Here is a 19,786-nt window from a genome sequence, read left to right as displayed (position 1 = left end):
CAACAAAGGTGTTATTTTACTGAATTTTTATGCTTTCCAGCTAATACAAGCGGTCTCATTTTTGTAAAAATTTGCAAATTGTAACGTTGCAGACCGCTCGGCTAGATGGTTTTAATTTTTGCGTGCCCGATTCGCTCGGCACGGTTTTCGTGGTCAATTCGAAGCAAGACCGCAATCGCAATCGACATAATTACCAAACTCGAACCGCCATAACTCACTAATGGGAAGGTTAAACCCTTAGTTGGCAGCAAACCTGATGCTACTCCTAAGTTTACGAAGCCTTGTAGGAACACCCAAATCGCAATCCCAAATGCCATATAGCCTTTAAAACGCTCTTCCAACACCAAAGATTCTTTACTGATTTTTAAGGCTCTCACCGTTAATAGAATAAGTAAAAGTACGATGCAAGCAATACCAAAGAAACCAAATTCTTCACCAATAACCGCCATTACAAAGTCAGTATGGGCTTCAGGTAAATATTCTAGCTTTTGTACCGAATTACCTAAGCCTTGCCCCCAAAATTCACCTTGTCCAAATGCCATTTGAGAATTAGATAATTGGAATCCATCTCCATAAGCATCAGCAAACGGATCCATAAAGGAGGTAACACGTTTTAAACGGTATTCAGAGGTTAAAATAAGTACAGCAAATAGCACCGCTCCAACAACACCTAAGAACATAAATTGCATAATTTTCGCCCCTACAATAAACAACATTGAGAAAGTAAGGACAAATAACACAAAGGTACTGCCTAAATCCGGCTGCAAAATCAGCAAGAAGCCGAATAAGAATAAAATCACTGCCGGTCGCCAGAAACTGGCTTTTTCCTTACGAATTTCATCATATTTGCGCACATAGAAACTGGCAAAATAGCAAATTACCGCCAATTTCGCTAATTCTGCCGGCTGAAAGTTGAGAATACCCAACGGAATCCAACGCACTGCACCATTAATTGAGCGACCAAAAATGAGTACGGCGATTAAAAAACCGATTGAAATAAAAAACAGTGCCAAGTTATGCTTTTCCCATTTTTCAATTGGGATTTGTACAAAAACATAACAAAAGATAATTGAAGCAATAATATACAGCCCATCTCGAATCGCAAAATAAAATGGATCGTTATTCAACCTTGTGCTAACTGGGAGTGAAGCAGATGTTACCATCACAAAACCAATAATCAGCAGGCCTAAAAACAACCAAATCAGAGTTCTATCATAAAGTGAATTAGAAGGGGTTAATCTGACCCATTTATCCCATTCCGACTTAATTCTTTCTAACATTATGCGTGCTGTCCTTGTGCTAATGCCATAAATATCTCACCACGTTGCTCAAAATTTTTAAACTGATCTAAACTGGCACAAGCCGGAGAAAGCAGTACCATATCGCCTTTTTTCAGTTGTGAGCGGATTGCTTCAACCGCTTTTTGCATCGTTTCAACCAACACACTTTGTTCACTTAATTCTGCCAATGCCGCTCCATCTTGCCCGAAACAATAGCAGACAATATTTGGCTTATTAATTAATGGTTTGAGTTCGGAAAAATCAGCAGCCTTGCCGTCTCCACCTAAAAGTAAATAAAGTGTACCGGCAACATTCAAGCCGTTTAGAGCTGCAACTGTGCTGCCCACATTGGTGGCTTTGGAATCATTTACCCAACGTACACCATCGTTAGTTGCCACTGCTTGGAAACGGTGTGGCAAACCGCCATAAATTTGCAGAGCTTTCACAATACCTTCACGCGGAACATTCGCCGCCTCTGCCAGTGCCATTGCAGCTAACGCATTCATTTCATTATGACGACCGCTAATCAGCATCTGTTTGGTCTGGATAATCGCATCATCACCTGAATAAAGCATTTGGTTGCGTAGGCTATATTCCGCATTTTGTTCTGCAAAACGAATCATTTTTTTGACCGCTTGTATCGGGTAAGTTTGAGCATCTTCACCGTTTACGATGATATTTTCCGCATTATCGTAAATCCGCAATTTAGCTTGGCGGTAGTCGGCAATCGAATCATAACGATCCATATGATCTTCACTGATATTTAAAATGGTAGCAGCTTTTGCTTTCAGTGAATAAGTGGTCTCAAGCTGGAAACTGGATAACTCAAGCACAAAAAGTTCATAATCCCCTTCCAGCAAACTTAATACCGGCACACCGATGTTACCGCCCATTCCCACTTTAATCCCCGCTTGCTTTGCCATTTCGGTGGTTAAAGTCGTTACGGTACTTTTGCCGTTTGAACCGGTGATCGCAATAATCGGGGCTTTTGCCTCACGACAAAACAGTTCAACATCACCGACCACTTCAACACCTGCTTGAATAGCTTGCTGAATTTCAGGTGTCGCAACGGCTAAGCCCGGGCTAATTACAATAAGATCAGATTTCAGCAACCATTCACTATTTAGCCCACCAGTATGCAACGGAATCGTTGCGTCTAATTTATCCGCTCCGGTAGGGTTTGCTCGGGTGTCAATCACTTGGATATTGGCATTTTTTTTCTTAAAGAAATCCACACAAGATAACCCTGTTGTGCCTAAGCCGATAATAGTAACGGTTTTGTTTTCGTATTGTTTTTGCATACTTTATTCTCTAAATTTATGTCACTTTTCTTTGCTTGTGCAAAGAAAAGAACCAAAAGAAAGCACATCCTGCTTCGTTGCCAGCCTCACTTGGTTGAAATTTTCTTAACGAAAAATAACCCTGATGTTCGCTTCGCTCTCTTTCGGGTTATTTTCCTAAAAATTTCAAATCGTTCGGGCAACTCAGAAGGGAACCCGCTCTTCTATCCCATTCATTTCTTCTGTAATTTAAAAATAACATAAGGCACATTATCTAAATGCACCTTATTCAATCAATTAACGTAATTTCAATGTTACTAAGCCGACTAACACCAGCATTAGCGTGATAATCCAGAAACGCACGATAACGCGTGGTTCAGGCCAGCCTTTGAGTTCAAAATGGTGGTGAATTGGTGCCATTCGGAAAATACGTTTTTGGCGTAATTTGTATGAACCCACTTGTAAAATCACCGAGAGAGCTTCAACTACAAACACTCCACCCATTACCACCAATAATAATTCTTGGCGAACCAATACTGCAATCACACCTAATGCACCGCCGAGCGAAAGTGAGCCAACATCGCCCATAAACACCTGTGCAGGGTAAGTGTTATACCATAAGAACCCTAAACCTGCTCCCACAATGGCGGTACATAAAATTACCAATTCGCCGGCATTTGGAATAAAAGGAATATGTAAATATTGTGCAAAGTTAAAGTTACCGGTTGCCCACGCAATTAACGCAAAGGCAGATGCGACCATAATAGTTGGCACAATCGCAAGCCCGTCTAAGCCGTCCGTTAGGTTTACTGCATTACTGGTGCCGACAATCACGAAATAGGCTAACACAATGTAAAATAAACCAAGCTGTGGCATCACGTCTTTAAAAAACGGCACCACTAATTGAGTTGCTGCGGTATCTTTCCCCACTGCATACATACCAAACACCGCCACTAATGCAATGGCAGATAACCAAAAATATTTCCAACGAGCAATCAAACCATCGGTATTTTTGCGGGCAATTTTGCGATAATCATCCACAAAACCTACTGCACCGTAGCCAAATAGCACAAATAGTGTGAACCAAACATAGGAATTACGCAGATCCGCCCAAAGTAACGCACTCACGCCAATTGCTGCGAGAATCATCACACCGCCCATTGTTGGCGTACCACGTTTTTTGAAATGGCTTTCCGGCCCGTCATTACGCACTTCCTGACCAAATTTTAAGATCTGCAAACGGCGGATCACTTTCGGCCCGATCCAAAGCCCGATCCCCATTGCAGTTAATAACGCCATAATGGCACGGAAAGTAATATAAGAAACAACGTTAAACGCTGTGTTATATTGAACCAATAGTTCTGCAAGCCAAACTAACATTGCTTAGTCCTTAAAAATAATTAGAAATTTAGGTTAAATGGTTTACACAATTCGGAAATCAGCGTTTCCATTTTCTGGCTACGAGAGCCTTTTGCTAATAATACAAGCGGTTGTTTTTGTTCGATTTTTTGCAAAATAATCGGCAGTAGGAAATCAACCATTTGCTGTTTATCGGTAAAATGATGTGCTGCCTGTTGGCTGATTACCGCACTCTCTTTACCGAAACTCACTATTAAATCTAACGCTGCATTTTGGGCAAAATCAGCTACTTCTTGGTGGCATTTGCCACTTTCTTCGCCCAATTCCGCCATATCGCCCACTGCAAAAATACGGTAAGCTGGATAATTTTCCAAAACAGAAATCGCCGATTTCATTGAATCTACATTGGCATTGTAGGTGTCATCAATAAATAAGCAGTGGTCATTAATTTGCACCGGATACAAACGCCCTTTTACCATTGAACGTTGCTCAAGCCCTGCTTTGACTGCCTCTAGCGTTGCCCCGACAGACATCGCCAATGAAGTTGCCGCTAAGGCATTGCTCACGTTATGTTTGCCCAAATAAGGCAGATCAATGGTAATTTCACCTTGTGGGGTATGTAGCGTAAAGCGTGAACCGCTTAAATGTAGCTCGACATCTTCCGCCCAGTAATCAGCGTAAGAATCCGAATCTGAATCGATATAAGAGAAAGATTGCATTTCTCGTGAGCCAATCTCTTTCTGCCATTGCGGATAATAAAACGCTAAATTGACAATCGCTTTGCCATTCTCTTTCAGACCACGATAAATTTCGCCTTTGGCTTGAGCTACACCTTCTAATGAACCAAAACCTTCTAAATGTGCCGCAGCTACATTATTCACCAAACAGGCATCAGGCTGAGCGATAGCAGTGGTATAAGCGATTTCACCGATATGATTTGCCCCCAACTCAATCACCGCATATTTATGCTGTTCGGTTAAGCGAAGCAAGGTCATCGGTACACCTAAGTCATTGTTTAAGTTACCAAAAGTATAAAGCACTTCCTGTTCACAAGCGGTCATTTTTTGCAGAATTTTTGCCGTCATCTCTTTGACGGTTGTTTTACCGGAAGAGCCTGTCATCGCCACGGTTTTCGGGTTCAGCTTGGCTTTTAACCATTTCGCTAATTCACCCAACGCAAGACGAGTATCTGCTACTACAATTTGTGGCACATTAATCTCACATTCACGCTCTACCACAACTGCCACACAGCCTTGATTAACGGCATTTTTAAGATAGTGATGAGCATCAAAGTTCTCGCCCTTTAATGCAAAAAATAAGCCGTTTTCGACCGCTTGTCGGGTGTCGGTGCTGGTTGTTTCAACGCTAATATCGCCATTGCCGACCAATTTGGCATTTAGGATTTGAGCGATTTGTTGGGTGGTTAGTTTTATCATTGATTTATCTTTTTCTTTATAAAATTAATTACGAGCATTTTGTATTTGTCACTGTCACTTTTCTTTGCTTGTGCAAAGAAAAGTAACCAAAAGAAAGTACACCCTGCTTCGTTGCACTACTCGCAAGTTCGCATAGCTTACTTGCTCGCCCCTTCGGGGTCGTTGGCGAAGCCAACGCTCAAACGCTAAAGCGTTTGTCCTCACTTGGTTGAAATTTTCTTAACGAAAAATAACCCTGATGTTCGCTTCGCTCTCGCTCGGGTTATTTTCCTAAAAATTTCAAGTCGTTCGGGCAACTCAGAAGGGAACCCGATCCGACCATACAAGCGGTGATTTTTTTGAAAAATTTTGCAAAATGATGCTCTGCCGGGTTCCCTTCTGAACCGCCTGATCGACTTTGAATTTGTAGGAAAAATTCCTTGTTTGAGCAGCAAAGCTGCGAGTTTGGAATTTTTTCGTTAAGCAAATTCAAACCAAGCGAAGACAGCGGTGAAGTAGGGTCGCCTTTCTTTGGTTACTTTCTTTGGCGAAGCAAAGAAAGTAACATTAAAATAGATATTTCCTTGCTGTTTCCTGATCCGAAAAATGTAACTTCTCTGTGCCAATAATCTGATAATCTTCGTGTCCTTTGCCGGCGATTAAAATCACATCTGTGGCTTTAGCTTGCTCAATGGCGGTTTTGATTGCCTCTTCACGGTTGTGGATAATTTGTTGTGGTTTACTAAAGCCTTTAACAATATCCGCCATAATCCTTTGATTATCTTCGGTGCGAGGGTTGTCGTCTGTAGCAATCACTTTATCGGCTAATTTCTCCGCAATCGTTGCCATTAATGGGCGTTTGCCGGCGTCACGGTCGCCGCCACAGCCGAAAATGCACCAAAGTTCGCCTTCGCAATGTAAACGAGCCGCTTGTAGGGCTTTTTCGAGAGCATCCGGGGTGTGAGCATAGTCCACAATCACCATTGGTTTATTTGGAGCGGTGATACATTCCATTCTGCCTGCTACGCCAACTAAATTCGGGGCGGTTTTAACTAGTTCTTGAATATCAAAGCCAAGAGCTAAAAGTCCGGCAAAGGCGGTAAGCAGATTATTTACATTGAAAGCCCCAATTAAACGGCTGTGTAGCTCGCCATTGCCCCAGCTTGATTCAAACGCAATGCTTGCTCCTTGTAGGGTAAATTTCACTGCCGTGGCTTTGACAAAGCGATGATTGCTATCAAACTCTGGAGCAGTACTTACTGCAACCGCATTCGGTAATTGTGTCAGCCATTCACGCCCGATTTCATCATCGGCGTTAATCACCTGAGCTTTAGTGCTTAATTCGTTGAAGAGACGGAATTTGGCTTGGGCATACTCTTCCATCGTGTTGTGGTAATCGAGATGATCTCGGCTTAAATTCGTAAAGATCGCCAAATCAAAATCTAAGGCTTCCGCTCTAAATTGAGCCAAACCGTGAGAGCTGACTTCCATCGCACAAAAATCCGCTCCAAGTTCAACAAAGTTGGCAAGATTACGCTGAATTTCAATGGCGGAGCCGGTGGTATTTACCGCTTCTTGCACTTGTCCGTACAAACCGTTGCCGATAGTACCCATAACTGCCGATTTTCCACCCAATAAATTATGCCATTGTGCCAATAATTGAGCGGTAGTCGTTTTACCGTTCGTACCGGTAATGCCTGCTAAAGTCAGCTTGTGTGACGGGTTATGGTAAAAAGCCCCTGCAATTTCAGATAGCAATTTTGGCAAATTCGGTACTGAAACAACCTTGCAACAAGCGGTACGATCTAGATTAAATTTTGCAAATTTCGGATCAAGCTCAATTTCCGGTTGATCTTCATCAGCCTCAGCCAAAATAATTGCAGCCCCTTGTTCTATCGCATTCGGAATAAATTTTCTGCCATCTACTTGATGCCCTTTCAAGGCAACAAAAAGATCGCCGGGCTTTACTTGTCGGCTGTCAAGTGTCATTTGTTTTAGCTCGGTGAGTTCTTCCACCCAAGCATCAAGTTCTGTCAGAAAAGGGAGTAAACGTTTCATAGCTAACCTTAATTGATAGGGCGTTCTAATTTAATTTCACGCACGGCACTTTGGGTATTTTCAGTTAAGTTATCCGGCTTAATATTACGTTGTTTTAACGTGTAACCCATAATACGTGAGAACAATGGTGCAGAAACAAAGCCACCATAGTAGTTGCCTGCTTTAGGTTCGTTGATTAATACCACTAATGCAAAGCGGGGATCGCTTGCCGGGGCAAGCCCTGCGGTATAAGCAATGTATTTTTCAACATATTTGCCTTTTTCTAATTTGCGTGCTGTACCGGTTTTGATGGCTACACGGTAGCCGTCTACCGCTGCACGGTGTCCGCCTTCGCCTTTAGCTGCAACGCTTTCCATCATATGCACTACGTCTCGGGTGGTTTTTTCCGGTAGAACCCGTTCGCCAATCACCGGCGGATCGACTTTGGTAATTGAAAGCGGACGATATAGCCCAAAACTTCCTAAAGTCGCATAAGCACGAGCAAGCTGAAGTGGCGTAACATTTAAACCGTATCCATAGGAAAGGGTCGCCCGTTCAATGTCTGCCCAGCGTTTACGATCACCGTTTGTTCCTCGCTGTTCGCCTAAGCCTAAGCCGGTATCTTTACCAAAGCCGACTTTAGTATAAGTATCTACTAACGCATTGGCAGGCATTCTTAAGGCTAATTTACTTACCCCGATATTACTGGATTTTTGTAAGATGCCAGTAAGCGTCAGGCTATCTCTTGGTGCAACGTCTTTAATTGTATGTCCATTGACAACAAAAGGGCGTGTACTGATTACCTCATCACGATAAGTTACCCCATTTTGTAATGCAGTTAATACCGTAAAAGGTTTCACCGTTGAACCCGGTTCAAAGGTATCGGTAATCGCACGGTTACGCATTAATTCGGGCTTAAAGCTATCCCGCTTATTTGGGTTGAATGATGGGGCATTTGCCATTGCCAAAATTTCGCCGGTTTGCACATCAACCAAAACTGCAGTACCTGATTCCGCATTATTTTCCTGTACCGCTTTTTTGATTTCACCGTACACCATAGACTGCAATTCTTCATCAATGCTTAGCATAACATCTTGCGGATCGTACTGTTTCTCCGAACGGATATTTTCCACAATGTTGCCTTTGGCATCTTTTCGGATAATTTGTTTACCGTTTTTGCCGATCAGTAAGGAATCAAAACTACGCTCCAGCCCTTCTGAACCGTGCATATCATCTTTGTCAGTAAAGCCGATCAACTGTGAAGATTCCTCTGCCAGCGGGTAAAAACGGCGTGATTCGACTTTAATCACTAATGCATCAATATCTAGTTCTTTTGCATATTCGCTAATAGCTTCAGATTGATGACGAGATAAATAAAGGAATCGCTGGCGGTTTTTGCTATAAAGCTCGTCCATTATGTCATTATAGGAACGGCCGATTTCTTTGCTTAATGCTTGGAATTTCTGGCGTTCTCTTACTAAATTTTCGTTATCTAAACGTAAAAAAGCCGAACTAGGGTTATTCCGTACTTTTTCTACTAAACTGTTGTAATCCAAGCCTGTAACTTGGGCAAGCTGAGTCCAATAGCCTTCGCTTTTAGTATTTAAAATAGAACGTGGATCAAAATCTACTTTTTCTTTTGAAAAATTTTTCTTTTCAATAAATTTATTAACGTTTGCCTCAATTTTACCTTTTGATGTTTCCATTTCAATCGCTAAGGCACGCCAGCTTTCGTTAGAACGACGCAGCTTAGTATCAAAGTATTCTCTCGGGTCAAGTGTTAATGAGTACATTGGCACACTAATAGAGAGAAAACGCCCGTTACGATCTAAAATACGTCCACGGGTAAATTGGAGTTCTTTAGTACGAAGTGAGCGGTTATTAGCCTCTTTAATTAATCTTTCAGAGTCAAAAAGCTGAATATAGGCGGTTTGTGCTAGTAAGCCACCAACCATTAATAGCATAAAAAACACAACCACTCTAAAGCGAGTAGGTAAAAAACTCGGTGTTTTTTTACCTTCTGCTTGTTGAGGCTCTGCTTTTGCGACAGGGGCTTCTTGCTTACGTTTTAATTTAACTGATTTAACCATTTTTTATTCAACTAAAATAATTTCTTGCTCTTTTTTAATCGGCTGTAATCCGAACGATTTAGCGGCGGCATCAACTCTTGCCCGACTGCTTCTGCTGTTTTCTTCTAATTGCAGATTAGTATATTGGCTTTCCAACTTTTGGTTTGCTTGAATCAGTTGCCCTTGTTCGCTCACCGATAAACGAGTCTGGTGGGTTATCCAAATCGTAGCCACTGCTGAAATCACTACACCAATCAACAATAAAAGAGCCACTTTGTTATGGCTAAAAATATCATCAATGATGATTTGATGTAACGGATAACGTTCGTTCGACATATTCTTCCCTATTTACTGTTAGCGTTTTTCGGCAATCCGCAATACCGCACTGCGTGAGCGGGCATTTGCTTCAATTTCGGCTTCGCTCGGCATAATCGCTTTGCCAATGGTTTTCAGCGGAATGTTTTTGGTTAGCTCCGCTTCTAAAATCGGTAAACCACGCGGTACTTCCATACCTTTACTGTGTTTACGCATAAACTGTTTCACCATTCGGTCTTCAAGAGAATGGAAACTGATAATCGACAAACGTCCTTGTGGAGATAATACTGTAAGTGCAGAATTGAGTGCTTTTTCCAGCTCGTCCAATTCACTATTAATAAAAATGCGAATAGCTTGGAACGAACGAGTTGCCGGGTGTTTGTGCTTATCTTTAAACGGCACGCTATCTGCAATAATTTGAGCAAGCTGTAAAGTGCGGCTGATTTTTTCAGTTGCAGATTTATTATAAGAAACGACCGCTTGTGCAATCCGTTTGGCAAAACGCTCTTCGCCAAATTCTTTCAATACCCAAGCTAAATCTTCCACCGAAACTTGGGCAAGCCACTCGGCTGCCGATAAACCTTTGGTAGTATCCATTCGCATATCAAGCGGCCCGTCACGCATAAAACTAAAGCCACGCTCGGCCTCATCAAGTTGAGGCGAAGACACACCTAAATCCAATAAAATACCGTCAATTTTCCCAACCAGCCCCATTCGTTCACAAATTTCCGGAATAGCAGAAAATGCCGTATGTTCAATTTGAAAACGAGGGTCACTGATCGTTTGGGCTTCGGCTATCGCTCGTGGGTCACGATCAGTTGCGATTAAGCGTCCACTTTCACCTAGTTTGGATAAAATCAAGCGAGAATGCCCTCCACGCCCGAAAGTGCCGTCAATATAAATGCCGTTTGGTTTAATAGCCAAACCATCAACCGCCTCGTGCAATAATACTGTAATATGTTTTGGGTTCTCGCTCATCTCAATTTCCAATTACTAGAGAGATAGGTTTTTCAATGCTTCGCAGTCTAAAATTTCTGCCGAACTGCCAAAAGCAAGATCTTCGGCAATTTGTGCTTGCCATTGTTTATCTTGCCAAATCTCAAATTTATTTAATTGCCCAACCAGCATAATCTGTTGTTCTAATTGTGCATGTTGGCGAAGTGCAGGGCTAAGCAGTATTCGTCCTGCCGAATCCATTTCGCATTCGGTGGCAAAGCCTTGCATTACCCGCTGAATACGACGTTGAACCGGATCAAAATTAGACAGAGCCAATAATTTTTGCTCTACCACTTCCCATTCGTGAAGCGGGTAAAGCAATAAACAAGGCTGGCGGATATCTACGGTGCAAACTAATACTCCGTGATGCTTTTCCAAAAGTTCGGCACGATAACGGGTCGGAATGGCGATCCGCCCTTTGCTATCAATGCTGATTGAACTTGCACCACGAAACATTTGGTTATTGCCCTAGTTAAATGAGGTTAAATTTAAGGAAAAGTTCCACTATTCACCACTTTTTCCCACTTAATTGACGGAATTTTATAGGTTAGTTGTAGATCTATCAAGGAGTTTTAGTTTCTTTACAAAACAAAGGTCTATCATTTTCGTGATAGACCTTGATAATTGCAGATGGGGTGTGAGCGAATTTGCAAATTTTTGCGAAAATCTGACCGCTTGTTAACGTTTAATAATGGCTTTTACCAGCGAAATCACAGCATAACCTGCCCAATACAGTAGCACCGAGCCGAAAAATAGCGTGGTAGTGTGCGGTAGCCAGTAGTAAACGCCCAATACTTCCGCAGTGCGGCACTCTAAACGTTGTGAATCGTTAAGTTTGCTCAGATCGCTACAGTCAAACGGAATATAGCTGAACACAAAATAACTGATAGTGGCGATGACCAAAGCAAATAAAATGCTGAATAAAATCTGTTTTTTGTAATCCATTTGTTACTTCTTCCGAGACTTACTAGCGGTCGTTTTTGTCCGTTTTTTTGCAGATTTTGCCGGCTTTTTCTCAGCGACTTTTTTCGCTTTTTTCACCGTTTTAGGCTCTTTAAAAACCGGAGCCTCTGTCGCTTTTGCTTTTTTCTTGGCGGTTTTGCCGGTTTTCTTATTACCGGTGAGCAACTCAAAATCAATTTTTTTCTCGTCTAAATTCACATTGATTACTTTTACTCTAACTGCATCGCCTAAACGATAAATGATCCCGCTACCGCCAACTAAACGTTGTCGGTCAGCATCATAGTGGTAATAATCGTTATCCAGCGTTGAAATATGAACCAATCCGTCAATTAAAAGCTCATTAAGTTTCACAAATAAGCCAAAGCCGGTAACACTCGAAATCACGCCATCGAACTCTTCGCCAAGATGATCCTGCATAAATTCGCATTTCAGCCAATCTGCCACTTCTCGGGTTGCCTCATCGGCTCGGCGTTCGGTGGCAGAACATTTGTCGCCAAATTCGTCCATATCATCTACCTTGTAGTGATAACCACCGCCATCGGTATAGTGGCGAGTGTTGCCTTTGCCTTTTTCAATCAGATATTTAATTGCACGGTGTAACAGCAAATCTGGGTAACGGCGAATCGGCGAGGTAAAGTGAGCATACTCGGTTAATGCCAAGCCGAAATGCCCGATATTGTCCGCCGCATACACCGCTTGTTTCAACGAGCGAAGCAACATTGTTTGAATTAACTCTTTATCGGCACGTTCGGCAATTTGCTCCAGTAGTACACCATAATCCTTAGGCTGTGGATCGAGTCCTACGTCCCACGTCAAGCCGCACTCACGCACAAAGGATTTGAAACTAAGCAATTTTTCTTCGCTAGGCTTGTCATGAATCCGATATAACGCCGGTTCGTTCGCTTTTTCCACAAAACGAGCGGCAGCAATATTGGCTAAGATCATACACTCTTCAATCAATTTATGCGCATCGTTGCGGATTAACGGCTCAATTCGCTCAATTCGCCCTTGTGGGTTGAAAATAAATTGATTTTCAATGGTTTCAAATTCAATCGCCCCTCGTTTATGGCGGGCTTTCATTAAAGTTTGGAACATCGCATAGAGTTCTTCGATATGTGGCACTAATGGAGCATAGCGTTCACGCAAAGCTTCATCACCTTCCAAGATTTTCCACACTTTAGTGTAAGTTAAACGGGCGTGGGAGTTCATTACCGCTTCGTAGAATTGATAATCTTGTAATTCCCCTTTGCTGGAAACCGACATTTCCGCCACCAAGCAGAGCCTGTCAACCTGTGGATTGAGTGAACACAAGCCATTGGAAAGCACTTCCGGCAACATTGGCACAACCCGATTCGGGAAATAGACCGAGTTACCACGATTTAGGGCTTCCAAATCCAGTGCAGTTTTCGGGCGAACATAATAACTCACATCGGCAATCGCTACCCATAACCGCCAGCCGTTGCCCTCTTTTTTGGCAAATACGGCATCATCGAAATCTCGGGCATCTTCGCCGTCAATGGTAATCAGTGGCAGATCTCGCAAATCCACCCGCCCTTGCTTAGCTTCTTCCGGCACTTCTTCGCTGCTAAATTGGCGGATTTGTTTTTCTACCCCTTCCGGCCAAATGTGCGGAATATCGTGATTGCGTAGGGCAATTTCAATTTCCATTCCCGGCGCTAAATTATCGCCTAGAATTTCAGTGATAATTCCCACCGGGCGGCTAAAACTCGCTTTTCTTTCCTGTAATTCCACCACCACAACTTGCCCCATTCTCGTCCCCATACGGTGTTCATCGGGAATGAGAATATCTTGGTTAATGCGGCTGTCATCAGGCACAACAAAGCCGATGCCACTTTCAAGGAAAAAACGCCCGACAATCTGTTTCTTACGGGCTTCCAACACTCGCACAATGCGAACTTCTTTCCGACCTCTGCGGTCTGTGCCGTTTGGTTGTGCCAGCACAAAGTCACCATGCATTACCTTTACCATTTGGGCGTTGGGAATAAACCAATCTTCGCTTTTAGTCGCCCCTTTTTCGTGTCCTTCCACTTGCAAAAAACCGTAACCGTCACGATGGCCGATAACCGTGCCTTTGATTAAATCCATCTTTTCCGGCAACGCATAGCGTTTGCCTTTGGTGAATACCAATTCACCGTCATTTTCCATCGCACGCAGACGGCGGCGAATGCCTTCTATTCTTTCTTCATCGTCAATATGAAAAGCCGACAATAATTCATCACGGCTCATTGGGGCGTTATGTTCACGAATTGTATTTAAAATAAACTCTCGGCTTGGTACCGGATTTTCGTATTTTTCTAATTCTTGCTGATAATTCGGATCGACTATCATAGTATCCTCCTTTTTGTGTAATTAAGGCTATTCTAACTGACTTTTAGCTTGATTAGTAAAAAATCAACAAAATATGACCGCTTAGCGTTTTGCTTGATTCCGTTATATAATTAACTTTTTATTTGATTTGAGGAGTTAAAATGACTTACCCAACTTGCCCTGAATGTAAAAGCGAAAATACTTACCACGACTCGATTCAATTTGTTTGCCCGGATTGTGCGTATGAGTGGACGGGCGAAGAAGCGGCTCAAGATGATGATGTGCTGATTGTAAAAGACAGTAATGGCAATTTATTATCTGACGGGGACGATGTATTATTAATCAAAGATTTAAAATTAAAAGGCTCTTCTGAAGTGCTGAAAAAAGGCACAAAATTTAAAGGAATCCGCTTAGTTAACGGTGATCATAATGTTGATTGCGGTAAAATTATGCTGAAATCAGAATTTTTGAAAAAAGCCTAAACCGAATCTAGCCCGTTACAAGCGGTCGAATTTACTCAAAATTTTGCAAATTAACCTAAAGAGGGAATATTATGTCTATCAAGAAAATGTTATTCACACTTCCGGTCATCTCGCTACTGGCATTGAATGTTCAAGCGGCTGAAAATACCAATAATAAAGCTGCAACACCTCAAGCAACAACCCAAAAAGCGAAAGAAGATCCAAATTTAGCCGCATTTAACCAAAATGTAAGAATTCAATTAATACAAAGAGCAAACGCCGTACAAAATGAGCAAAATGTAGTGGTATTAACCTATGAAGTTAGCAATGTAGGTAAAAGTAAAATTAAGAACGTAAATTGGATATCTGCATTTACGCTTAACGACCAAGCGTTCTTCTTCCAAGAAGTTCAAACACAACTTGAGAAAGCCATTTCAGCGAAAAAGAAAGAAAACATTACGGTGATTTTACCTTTTGATAAATTACCGGAAAATGCAAAAGCGGTATTTGGTAAGCTTGAAACACCGGTCGGACACTTGACTGTTGCCAAACAAATTGATTTTACCAACGGTAAAAAAATTATCGTTAAGCAGTAATTAAAAATAAAACCCCGTTTAGCCATTAAACGGGGTTTTTACTCGCTTACTTAGATAAGCATTGGCTAAATTCATCTGCCATCGACTGTAAAAATTCAGGGTAAGCGGTCGCACTTAACTGAACTTTTGCACCCAGTGGGTCTAACTGGCCAACATTTACTTTAGTTTCTTTTGCTAAGGTTTCAATCACTTTTGGCGTGAATTGAGGCTCGGCAAATAAACATTGTGCTTTGTGCTTTTCAATATTTTTCTTGATAGAAGCAATGGTTTTCGCACCCGGTGCAACGGTTGGGTTAATGGTAAATGAACCCAATGAATTTAAACCATACTCTCTTTCAAAATAGCTATAAGCATCGTGGAATGTGTAGTAACCTTTGGCTTTTACCGGCTCTAATTGCTTCGCAATGTCTGCTTTTTTAGCGGTTAAATTTGCTTTAAATTTTGCAAGGTTTTCCGCAATTTTCGCTTTTTGTTCCGGCATTTGTTCGCTTAAACGTGCCGCAATTTGCTCTGCTGCTAGCTCACTTGCTTCAGCTGAGAACCAGATATGCCAATCTTCATCATGGCTATGCCCGTGATGATCGTGGTCATGCCCTTCGTGTTTATGCTCATGCTTGTGTTCGTGCTTATGCTCATGTTTATGGGCGTGTTCATCTTTATGTTTATGATCGTGATCATCGTCTTTGTGTTCTTTTTTGCTTGCTTTCTCAACAATTTCATCAATCGCATCAACATCTTCAAGCGTCAACACTTTTTCTTTCGGTAACTTTTCAATGCTTTTCTCTAAAAAGCCTTCTAAGCCGTCACCAACCCAAACCACTAATTGAGCAGATTGTAATTGAGTAACATCTGAAGGTTTTAAGCTGTAATCGTGCGGAGAAGCGGTTACCGGTAATAATACTTTAGTTTCAGTTACCCCTTCGGTAATGGCACTAGCAATAAAGCCTAGCGGTTTAACACTGGTTAGCACATCGGCTTGGGCAACGCCTGCCCCTAAAACGGCAAGGCTGAGTAAAGTTTTCTTAAACATAATATCTCCTTTTATATAGTCAAGTTGGACTATTCTAACAAAATCAAATAAAAATTCTATAAATTTTTTATGGGTATTTTTCATCTGCGTTTTTCTATATACTTGCAAAAAAATCGAAAAATATGACCGCTATGAAGTATAAAAACCTCCGTGAATTTCTTGATTTTCTTGAGACTCAAGGCGAATTAGTCCGCATTCAGCAAGAAATCGATCCTTATTTAGAAATGACCGAAATTGCCGACCGCACTTTACGCAAAGGCGGGCCGGCATTACTGTTTGAAAACCCGAAAGGCTATCAAATGCCGGTGTTGTGTAATTTATTCGGCACACCCAAACGGGTAGCTCTGGGAATGGGGCAAGAAGATACCAAAGCACTGCGTGAGCTGGGTAAGTTACTCGCCTTTTTAAAAGAGCCTGAGCCACCGAAAGGGTTTAAAGATTTGATCGGGCAACTGCCACAATGGAAGCAAATTTTAAATATGCCGCCTAAGGTACTGAGCAAAGCAGATTGTCAGCAAGTGGTGATTTCGGGTGATGAGGTTGATCTCTATAAATTACCGATTATGCACTGCTGGCCGGGCGATGTCGCTCCGCTGGTCACTTGGGGGCTGACCATTACGCAAGGGCCTTACAAAAAACGCCAGAATTTAGGCATCTATCGTCAGCAACTTATCGGCAAAAATAAACTGATTATGCGTTGGCTTTCTCACCGAGGCGGTGCGTTAGACTTCCAAGAGTGGAAAGCCGAAAACCCGGGTAAACCGTTTCCGGTATCGGTTGCGATTGGTGCCGATCCGGCCACTATTTTAGCAGCAGTCACCCCTGTGCCGGATACACTTTCAGAATATGCGTTTGCCGGGCTGTTGCGAGGGCATAAAACCGAAGTGGTTAAATCTGTTTCTAACGAGTTAGAAGTGCCGGCAAGTAGCGAAATCGTACTCGAGGGCTATATCGACCTTGAAGAAACTGCTTTGGAAGGCCCTTATGGCGACCACACCGGCTACTACAACGAGCAAGAGTATTTTCCGGTATTTACCGTTACCCATATTACGATGCGAAAAGATGCGATTTATCACTCCACCTACACCGGCAGACCACCTGATGAACCGGCAGTGTTAGGCGAGGCGTTAAATGAAGTCTTTATTCCGATTTTGCAGAAACAATTTCCGGAAATTGTCGATTTCTACTTGCCACCTGAAGGCTGTTCTTACCGTTTAGCGGTGGTGACGATGAAAAAACAATATGCCGGACACGCCAAACGGGTGATGATGGGGGTTTGGTCGTTCCTGCGTCAATTTATGTACACTAAGTTTGTGATTGTGTGCGATGACGATGTGAACGCTCGAGATTGGAAAGACGTGATTTGGGCAATCACCACCCGTTGCGATCCTGCACGAGATACAACGCTAATCGAAAATACCCCGATTGATTATCTTGATTTTGCCTCACCGATTGCAGGGCTTGGCTCGAAAATGGGGATTGATGCCACCAATAAATGGGTGGGTGAAACCTCAAGAGAGTGGGGAACGCCAATCAAAAAAGATGACAATGTGGTGAAACGCATTGATGAAATTTGGGATTCTCTTGGCATCTAAGACAACATTTAACCGCTTGTGCAACATAACAAGCGGTTAAATTTTTTGATCTTTTTACCATTCTGCTTTTTGTTGCCAATCAGGTTACGATTCTTTATTTTGAGCTAACCATTCGGTAGGTGAAACCCCTAATTCCCGCATAAAAACACGGCTGAGTGCAGCATTGTGGCTATAGCCGACCTGCTCTGCCACCAATGCCACCGACATACCTTTTTGTAATAAATGTTGGGCAACCGCTAATCGCCAGTTAGTGAGATAATCCATCGGCGAAACCCCCATCGTTTGTTTAAAATAAGCCGCAAAGCGTGAGCGAGACATTAATGCCATATTTGCTAACTCCTCTACATTCCAATCTCGCTCCGGTGCATTATGAATAGCTAACAGCACTTTCCCCAGTTGCTTATCTGCCAAGCCTTTTAACAAACCTGTTTGAATGTACCCTTTTTCTAAACATTGGCGGGCAACCTTCAAGGTAAAATAGGCACATAAATGGTGGATCATTGCCTGATAACCACACCCTTTCTGATTGACTTCACTAAAAATTTGATCGGCTAATACCCCCAATTCCGGATACTGTGCCAACTCTAAGATCACAATATTGTGCAAGGTATGCGTTAATGGGTTGCGAATCCCTTTGCCAAAATCAAAATTAATGCAGAAGATATCTAACCCACTATCATCTAACGGGTGCAAACTGTGCAAAATATTGGTCGGTGAAAAAATAATCGCTGGGCGTTCAATCGTAATCGGGCGTTCAGCAGCCTGATTTAAAATAAAACGTCCTTGGCGAACAAAATGTAAATAGCCTTTATTCTCTTCATTAAAAGTCCCAATTTGGCACAACTGACCTAGATGAAATAAATCCGTACGAAACTGAAATTGGCTAAAAAGATGAGTCAAACTATCCACATTAAGCTCCTTGGGTAAACAATTGAGACGAACGGTTAAAACAAGCGGAAGAGAGTCACTATAATAGCAAACCGTTCGGTAACGCAAGTTATCGTTACAATTTGTATATCTATTAATGAGGATAAAATGATGTCACAAGAACAATTTGAAGAAATCAACCAAGAACGCCGTCAAGCCCTTAACCACGGCTCTCGTATTGCAATGGCAGCCAGTGTATTAGGTGCATTAGGTATTGCATCAACAGCAAATGCAAAACAAGCCGGCACAGAAAAATCACCTTATGCTGAGCCGGAGCAATATGGTTTAAAACGCCATGGAATGACCATTGATCCAAAACGTGTGGCATTAGTGGTAGTTGATCCACAAATTGACTTCCTAAGCCCGAAAGGTGTGATGTGGGGTGTGTTAGGTGACTCAATCAAAGAAAACAACACTGTAGCTAACATTGAAAGTTTATTTAAAGCAGCAAAAGCAGTGGATATGCCAACCTTTGTTTCGCCACACTATTACTACCCTACCGATCACAAATGGGAATTTGGTTCACCGGGCGAACACTTTATGCACGACAGCGGAATGTTTGCGAGAAAAGGTCAATACACCATGGAAGGCTTTGAAAATTCAGGTGCGGACTTTATGCCTGAGTACAAACCATACATTTTTGATGGCAAAACAGTAATTGCTTCACCACATAAAGTTTTTGGCCCAGAAACCAATGACTTAGTGTTGCAATTACGCAAACGTAAAATCGACCAAGTGATTTTAGCCGGTATGGCCGCCAACTTATGTATTGATTCACACTTGCGTGAATTAATCGAACAAGGTTTTGAAGTAACAGTGGTGAAAGATGCAACCGCAGGGCCTCGTATTCCTGAAGGTGACGGCTACCTTGCAGCATTAACCAACTACCGTATTATCGCAAATGACCTCTGGACCACTGAAGAAGCAGTGAAAAAAATGATGGCAAAAGCATAATATTCGCTTTACAAGCGGTTAAATTTAGCTCTTTTTTTGCAAATTTAACCGCTTGGATTTCACGCTTATCTCCAGCACTCACACTAAATCTCATTATTTTTCCTTATCACCCATTCATTTTCATTATATTCATCTCCACAAATAACAGCTACCATACAACAATTACCTTGCCTTTTTCAGG

The 19,786-nt window shown here is 42.2% G+C and carries 17 protein-coding genes; 4 read left to right on the top strand and 13 right to left on the bottom strand.

Going from position 1 to position 19,786, the window contains the following annotated elements; genetic code table 11:
- Positions 1–101: 101 nt before the first annotated feature.
- The 11 genes from ftsW to rnr all read right to left on the bottom strand — a co-directional run bounded on the left by ftsW (position 102) and on the right by rnr (position 14,063).
- Positions 102–1,280 (bottom strand): putative lipid II flippase FtsW, encoded by a 1,179-nt coding sequence (ftsW, locus tag ACJ7Z2_RS00390; RefSeq protein WP_126301078.1) that lies wholly within the window; start codon positions 1,278–1,280, stop codon positions 102–104.
- Positions 1,280–2,581, bottom strand: a complete 1,302-nt coding sequence (gene murD, locus ACJ7Z2_RS00385; protein WP_409500426.1) for a UDP-N-acetylmuramoyl-L-alanine--D-glutamate ligase — start codon at positions 2,579–2,581, stop codon at positions 1,280–1,282. The genes ftsW and murD overlap by 1 nt, the downstream gene beginning before the upstream one ends.
- A gap of 276 nt (positions 2,582–2,857) precedes the next feature.
- On the bottom strand, positions 2,858–3,940 hold the full coding sequence (gene mraY, locus ACJ7Z2_RS00380) for a phospho-N-acetylmuramoyl-pentapeptide-transferase (RefSeq protein ID WP_126301076.1): 1,083 nt from the start codon (positions 3,938–3,940) through the stop codon (positions 2,858–2,860).
- A gap of 20 nt (positions 3,941–3,960) precedes the next feature.
- On the bottom strand, positions 3,961–5,355 hold the full coding sequence (gene murF / locus ACJ7Z2_RS00375; protein ID WP_409500425.1) for a UDP-N-acetylmuramoyl-tripeptide--D-alanyl-D-alanine ligase: 1,395 nt from the start codon (positions 5,353–5,355) through the stop codon (positions 3,961–3,963).
- Positions 5,356–5,901: 546 nt separating this feature from the next.
- Positions 5,902–7,392: a UDP-N-acetylmuramoyl-L-alanyl-D-glutamate--2,6-diaminopimelate ligase gene (gene murE, locus ACJ7Z2_RS00370; RefSeq protein ID WP_409500424.1), complete on the bottom strand. Its 1,491-nt coding sequence runs from the start codon at positions 7,390–7,392 to the stop codon at positions 5,902–5,904.
- An 8-nt stretch (positions 7,393–7,400) separates the two neighbouring features.
- A complete protein-coding gene (locus ACJ7Z2_RS00365; protein ID WP_409500423.1) occupies positions 7,401–9,461 on the bottom strand; it encodes a penicillin-binding transpeptidase domain-containing protein in 2,061 nt (686 codons plus the stop codon).
- Between the two features lie 3 nt (positions 9,462–9,464).
- Positions 9,465–9,776: a cell division protein FtsL gene (gene ftsL, locus ACJ7Z2_RS00360; protein WP_006249737.1), complete on the bottom strand. Its 312-nt coding sequence runs from the start codon at positions 9,774–9,776 to the stop codon at positions 9,465–9,467.
- 18 nt (positions 9,777–9,794) lie between these two features.
- The gene (gene rsmH, locus ACJ7Z2_RS00355; protein ID WP_409500422.1) at positions 9,795–10,733 is read right to left on the bottom strand and encodes a 16S rRNA (cytosine(1402)-N(4))-methyltransferase RsmH; all 939 of its coding nucleotides are present in this window, start codon (positions 10,731–10,733) and stop codon (positions 9,795–9,797) included.
- Between the two features lie 15 nt (positions 10,734–10,748).
- Positions 10,749–11,207 (bottom strand): division/cell wall cluster transcriptional repressor MraZ, encoded by a 459-nt coding sequence (mraZ, locus tag ACJ7Z2_RS00350; RefSeq protein ID WP_409500421.1) that lies wholly within the window; start codon positions 11,205–11,207, stop codon positions 10,749–10,751.
- A gap of 222 nt (positions 11,208–11,429) precedes the next feature.
- A complete protein-coding gene (locus tag ACJ7Z2_RS00345) occupies positions 11,430–11,696 on the bottom strand; it encodes a hypothetical protein (protein ID WP_409500420.1) in 267 nt (88 codons plus the stop codon).
- A gap of 3 nt (positions 11,697–11,699) precedes the next feature.
- Positions 11,700–14,063 carry a ribonuclease R gene (gene rnr / locus ACJ7Z2_RS00340; RefSeq protein WP_409500419.1) on the bottom strand — a complete coding sequence of 788 codons (2,364 nt, stop codon included), beginning with the start codon at positions 14,061–14,063 and terminating at the stop codon, positions 11,700–11,702.
- A gap of 140 nt (positions 14,064–14,203) precedes the next feature.
- Between rnr and ACJ7Z2_RS00335 the strand changes: the two genes are divergently transcribed.
- Both ACJ7Z2_RS00335 and ACJ7Z2_RS00330 read left to right on the top strand, forming a co-directional pair.
- Positions 14,204–14,524 carry a zinc ribbon domain-containing protein YjdM gene (locus tag ACJ7Z2_RS00335; RefSeq protein WP_409500418.1) on the top strand — a complete coding sequence of 107 codons (321 nt, stop codon included), beginning with the start codon at positions 14,204–14,206 and terminating at the stop codon, positions 14,522–14,524.
- Between the two features lie 71 nt (positions 14,525–14,595).
- Positions 14,596–15,099 carry a hypothetical protein gene (locus ACJ7Z2_RS00330; RefSeq protein WP_409500417.1) on the top strand — a complete coding sequence of 168 codons (504 nt, stop codon included), beginning with the start codon at positions 14,596–14,598 and terminating at the stop codon, positions 15,097–15,099.
- Between the two features lie 46 nt (positions 15,100–15,145).
- On the opposite strand, the gene znuA is transcribed toward ACJ7Z2_RS00330, so the two are convergent.
- Positions 15,146–16,129, bottom strand: a complete 984-nt coding sequence (znuA, locus tag ACJ7Z2_RS00325) for a zinc ABC transporter substrate-binding protein ZnuA (protein WP_409500416.1) — start codon at positions 16,127–16,129, stop codon at positions 15,146–15,148.
- A 131-nt stretch (positions 16,130–16,260) separates the two neighbouring features.
- On the opposite strand from znuA, the gene ubiD reads away from it, so the two are divergent.
- A complete protein-coding gene (ubiD, locus tag ACJ7Z2_RS00320; RefSeq protein WP_409500415.1) occupies positions 16,261–17,724 on the top strand; it encodes a 4-hydroxy-3-polyprenylbenzoate decarboxylase in 1,464 nt (487 codons plus the stop codon).
- A gap of 84 nt (positions 17,725–17,808) precedes the next feature.
- Here ubiD and ACJ7Z2_RS00315 read toward each other — a convergent pair whose 3' ends face one another.
- Complete coding sequence (locus tag ACJ7Z2_RS00315; RefSeq protein WP_409500414.1) at positions 17,809–18,633, bottom strand: helix-turn-helix domain-containing protein; 825 nt, start codon at positions 18,631–18,633, stop codon at positions 17,809–17,811.
- A gap of 126 nt (positions 18,634–18,759) precedes the next feature.
- On the opposite strand from ACJ7Z2_RS00315, the gene ACJ7Z2_RS00310 reads away from it, so the two are divergent.
- Positions 18,760–19,605: a cysteine hydrolase family protein gene (locus tag ACJ7Z2_RS00310; protein WP_409500413.1), complete on the top strand. Its 846-nt coding sequence runs from the start codon at positions 18,760–18,762 to the stop codon at positions 19,603–19,605.
- Positions 19,606–19,786: the final 181 nt, after the last annotated feature.

Source organism: Mannheimia glucosida (assembly GCF_046267875.1).
Taxonomy (GTDB): domain Bacteria; phylum Pseudomonadota; class Gammaproteobacteria; order Enterobacterales; family Pasteurellaceae; genus Mannheimia; species Mannheimia glucosida.
This window is presented reverse-complemented; position numbering and strand designations above follow the sequence as displayed.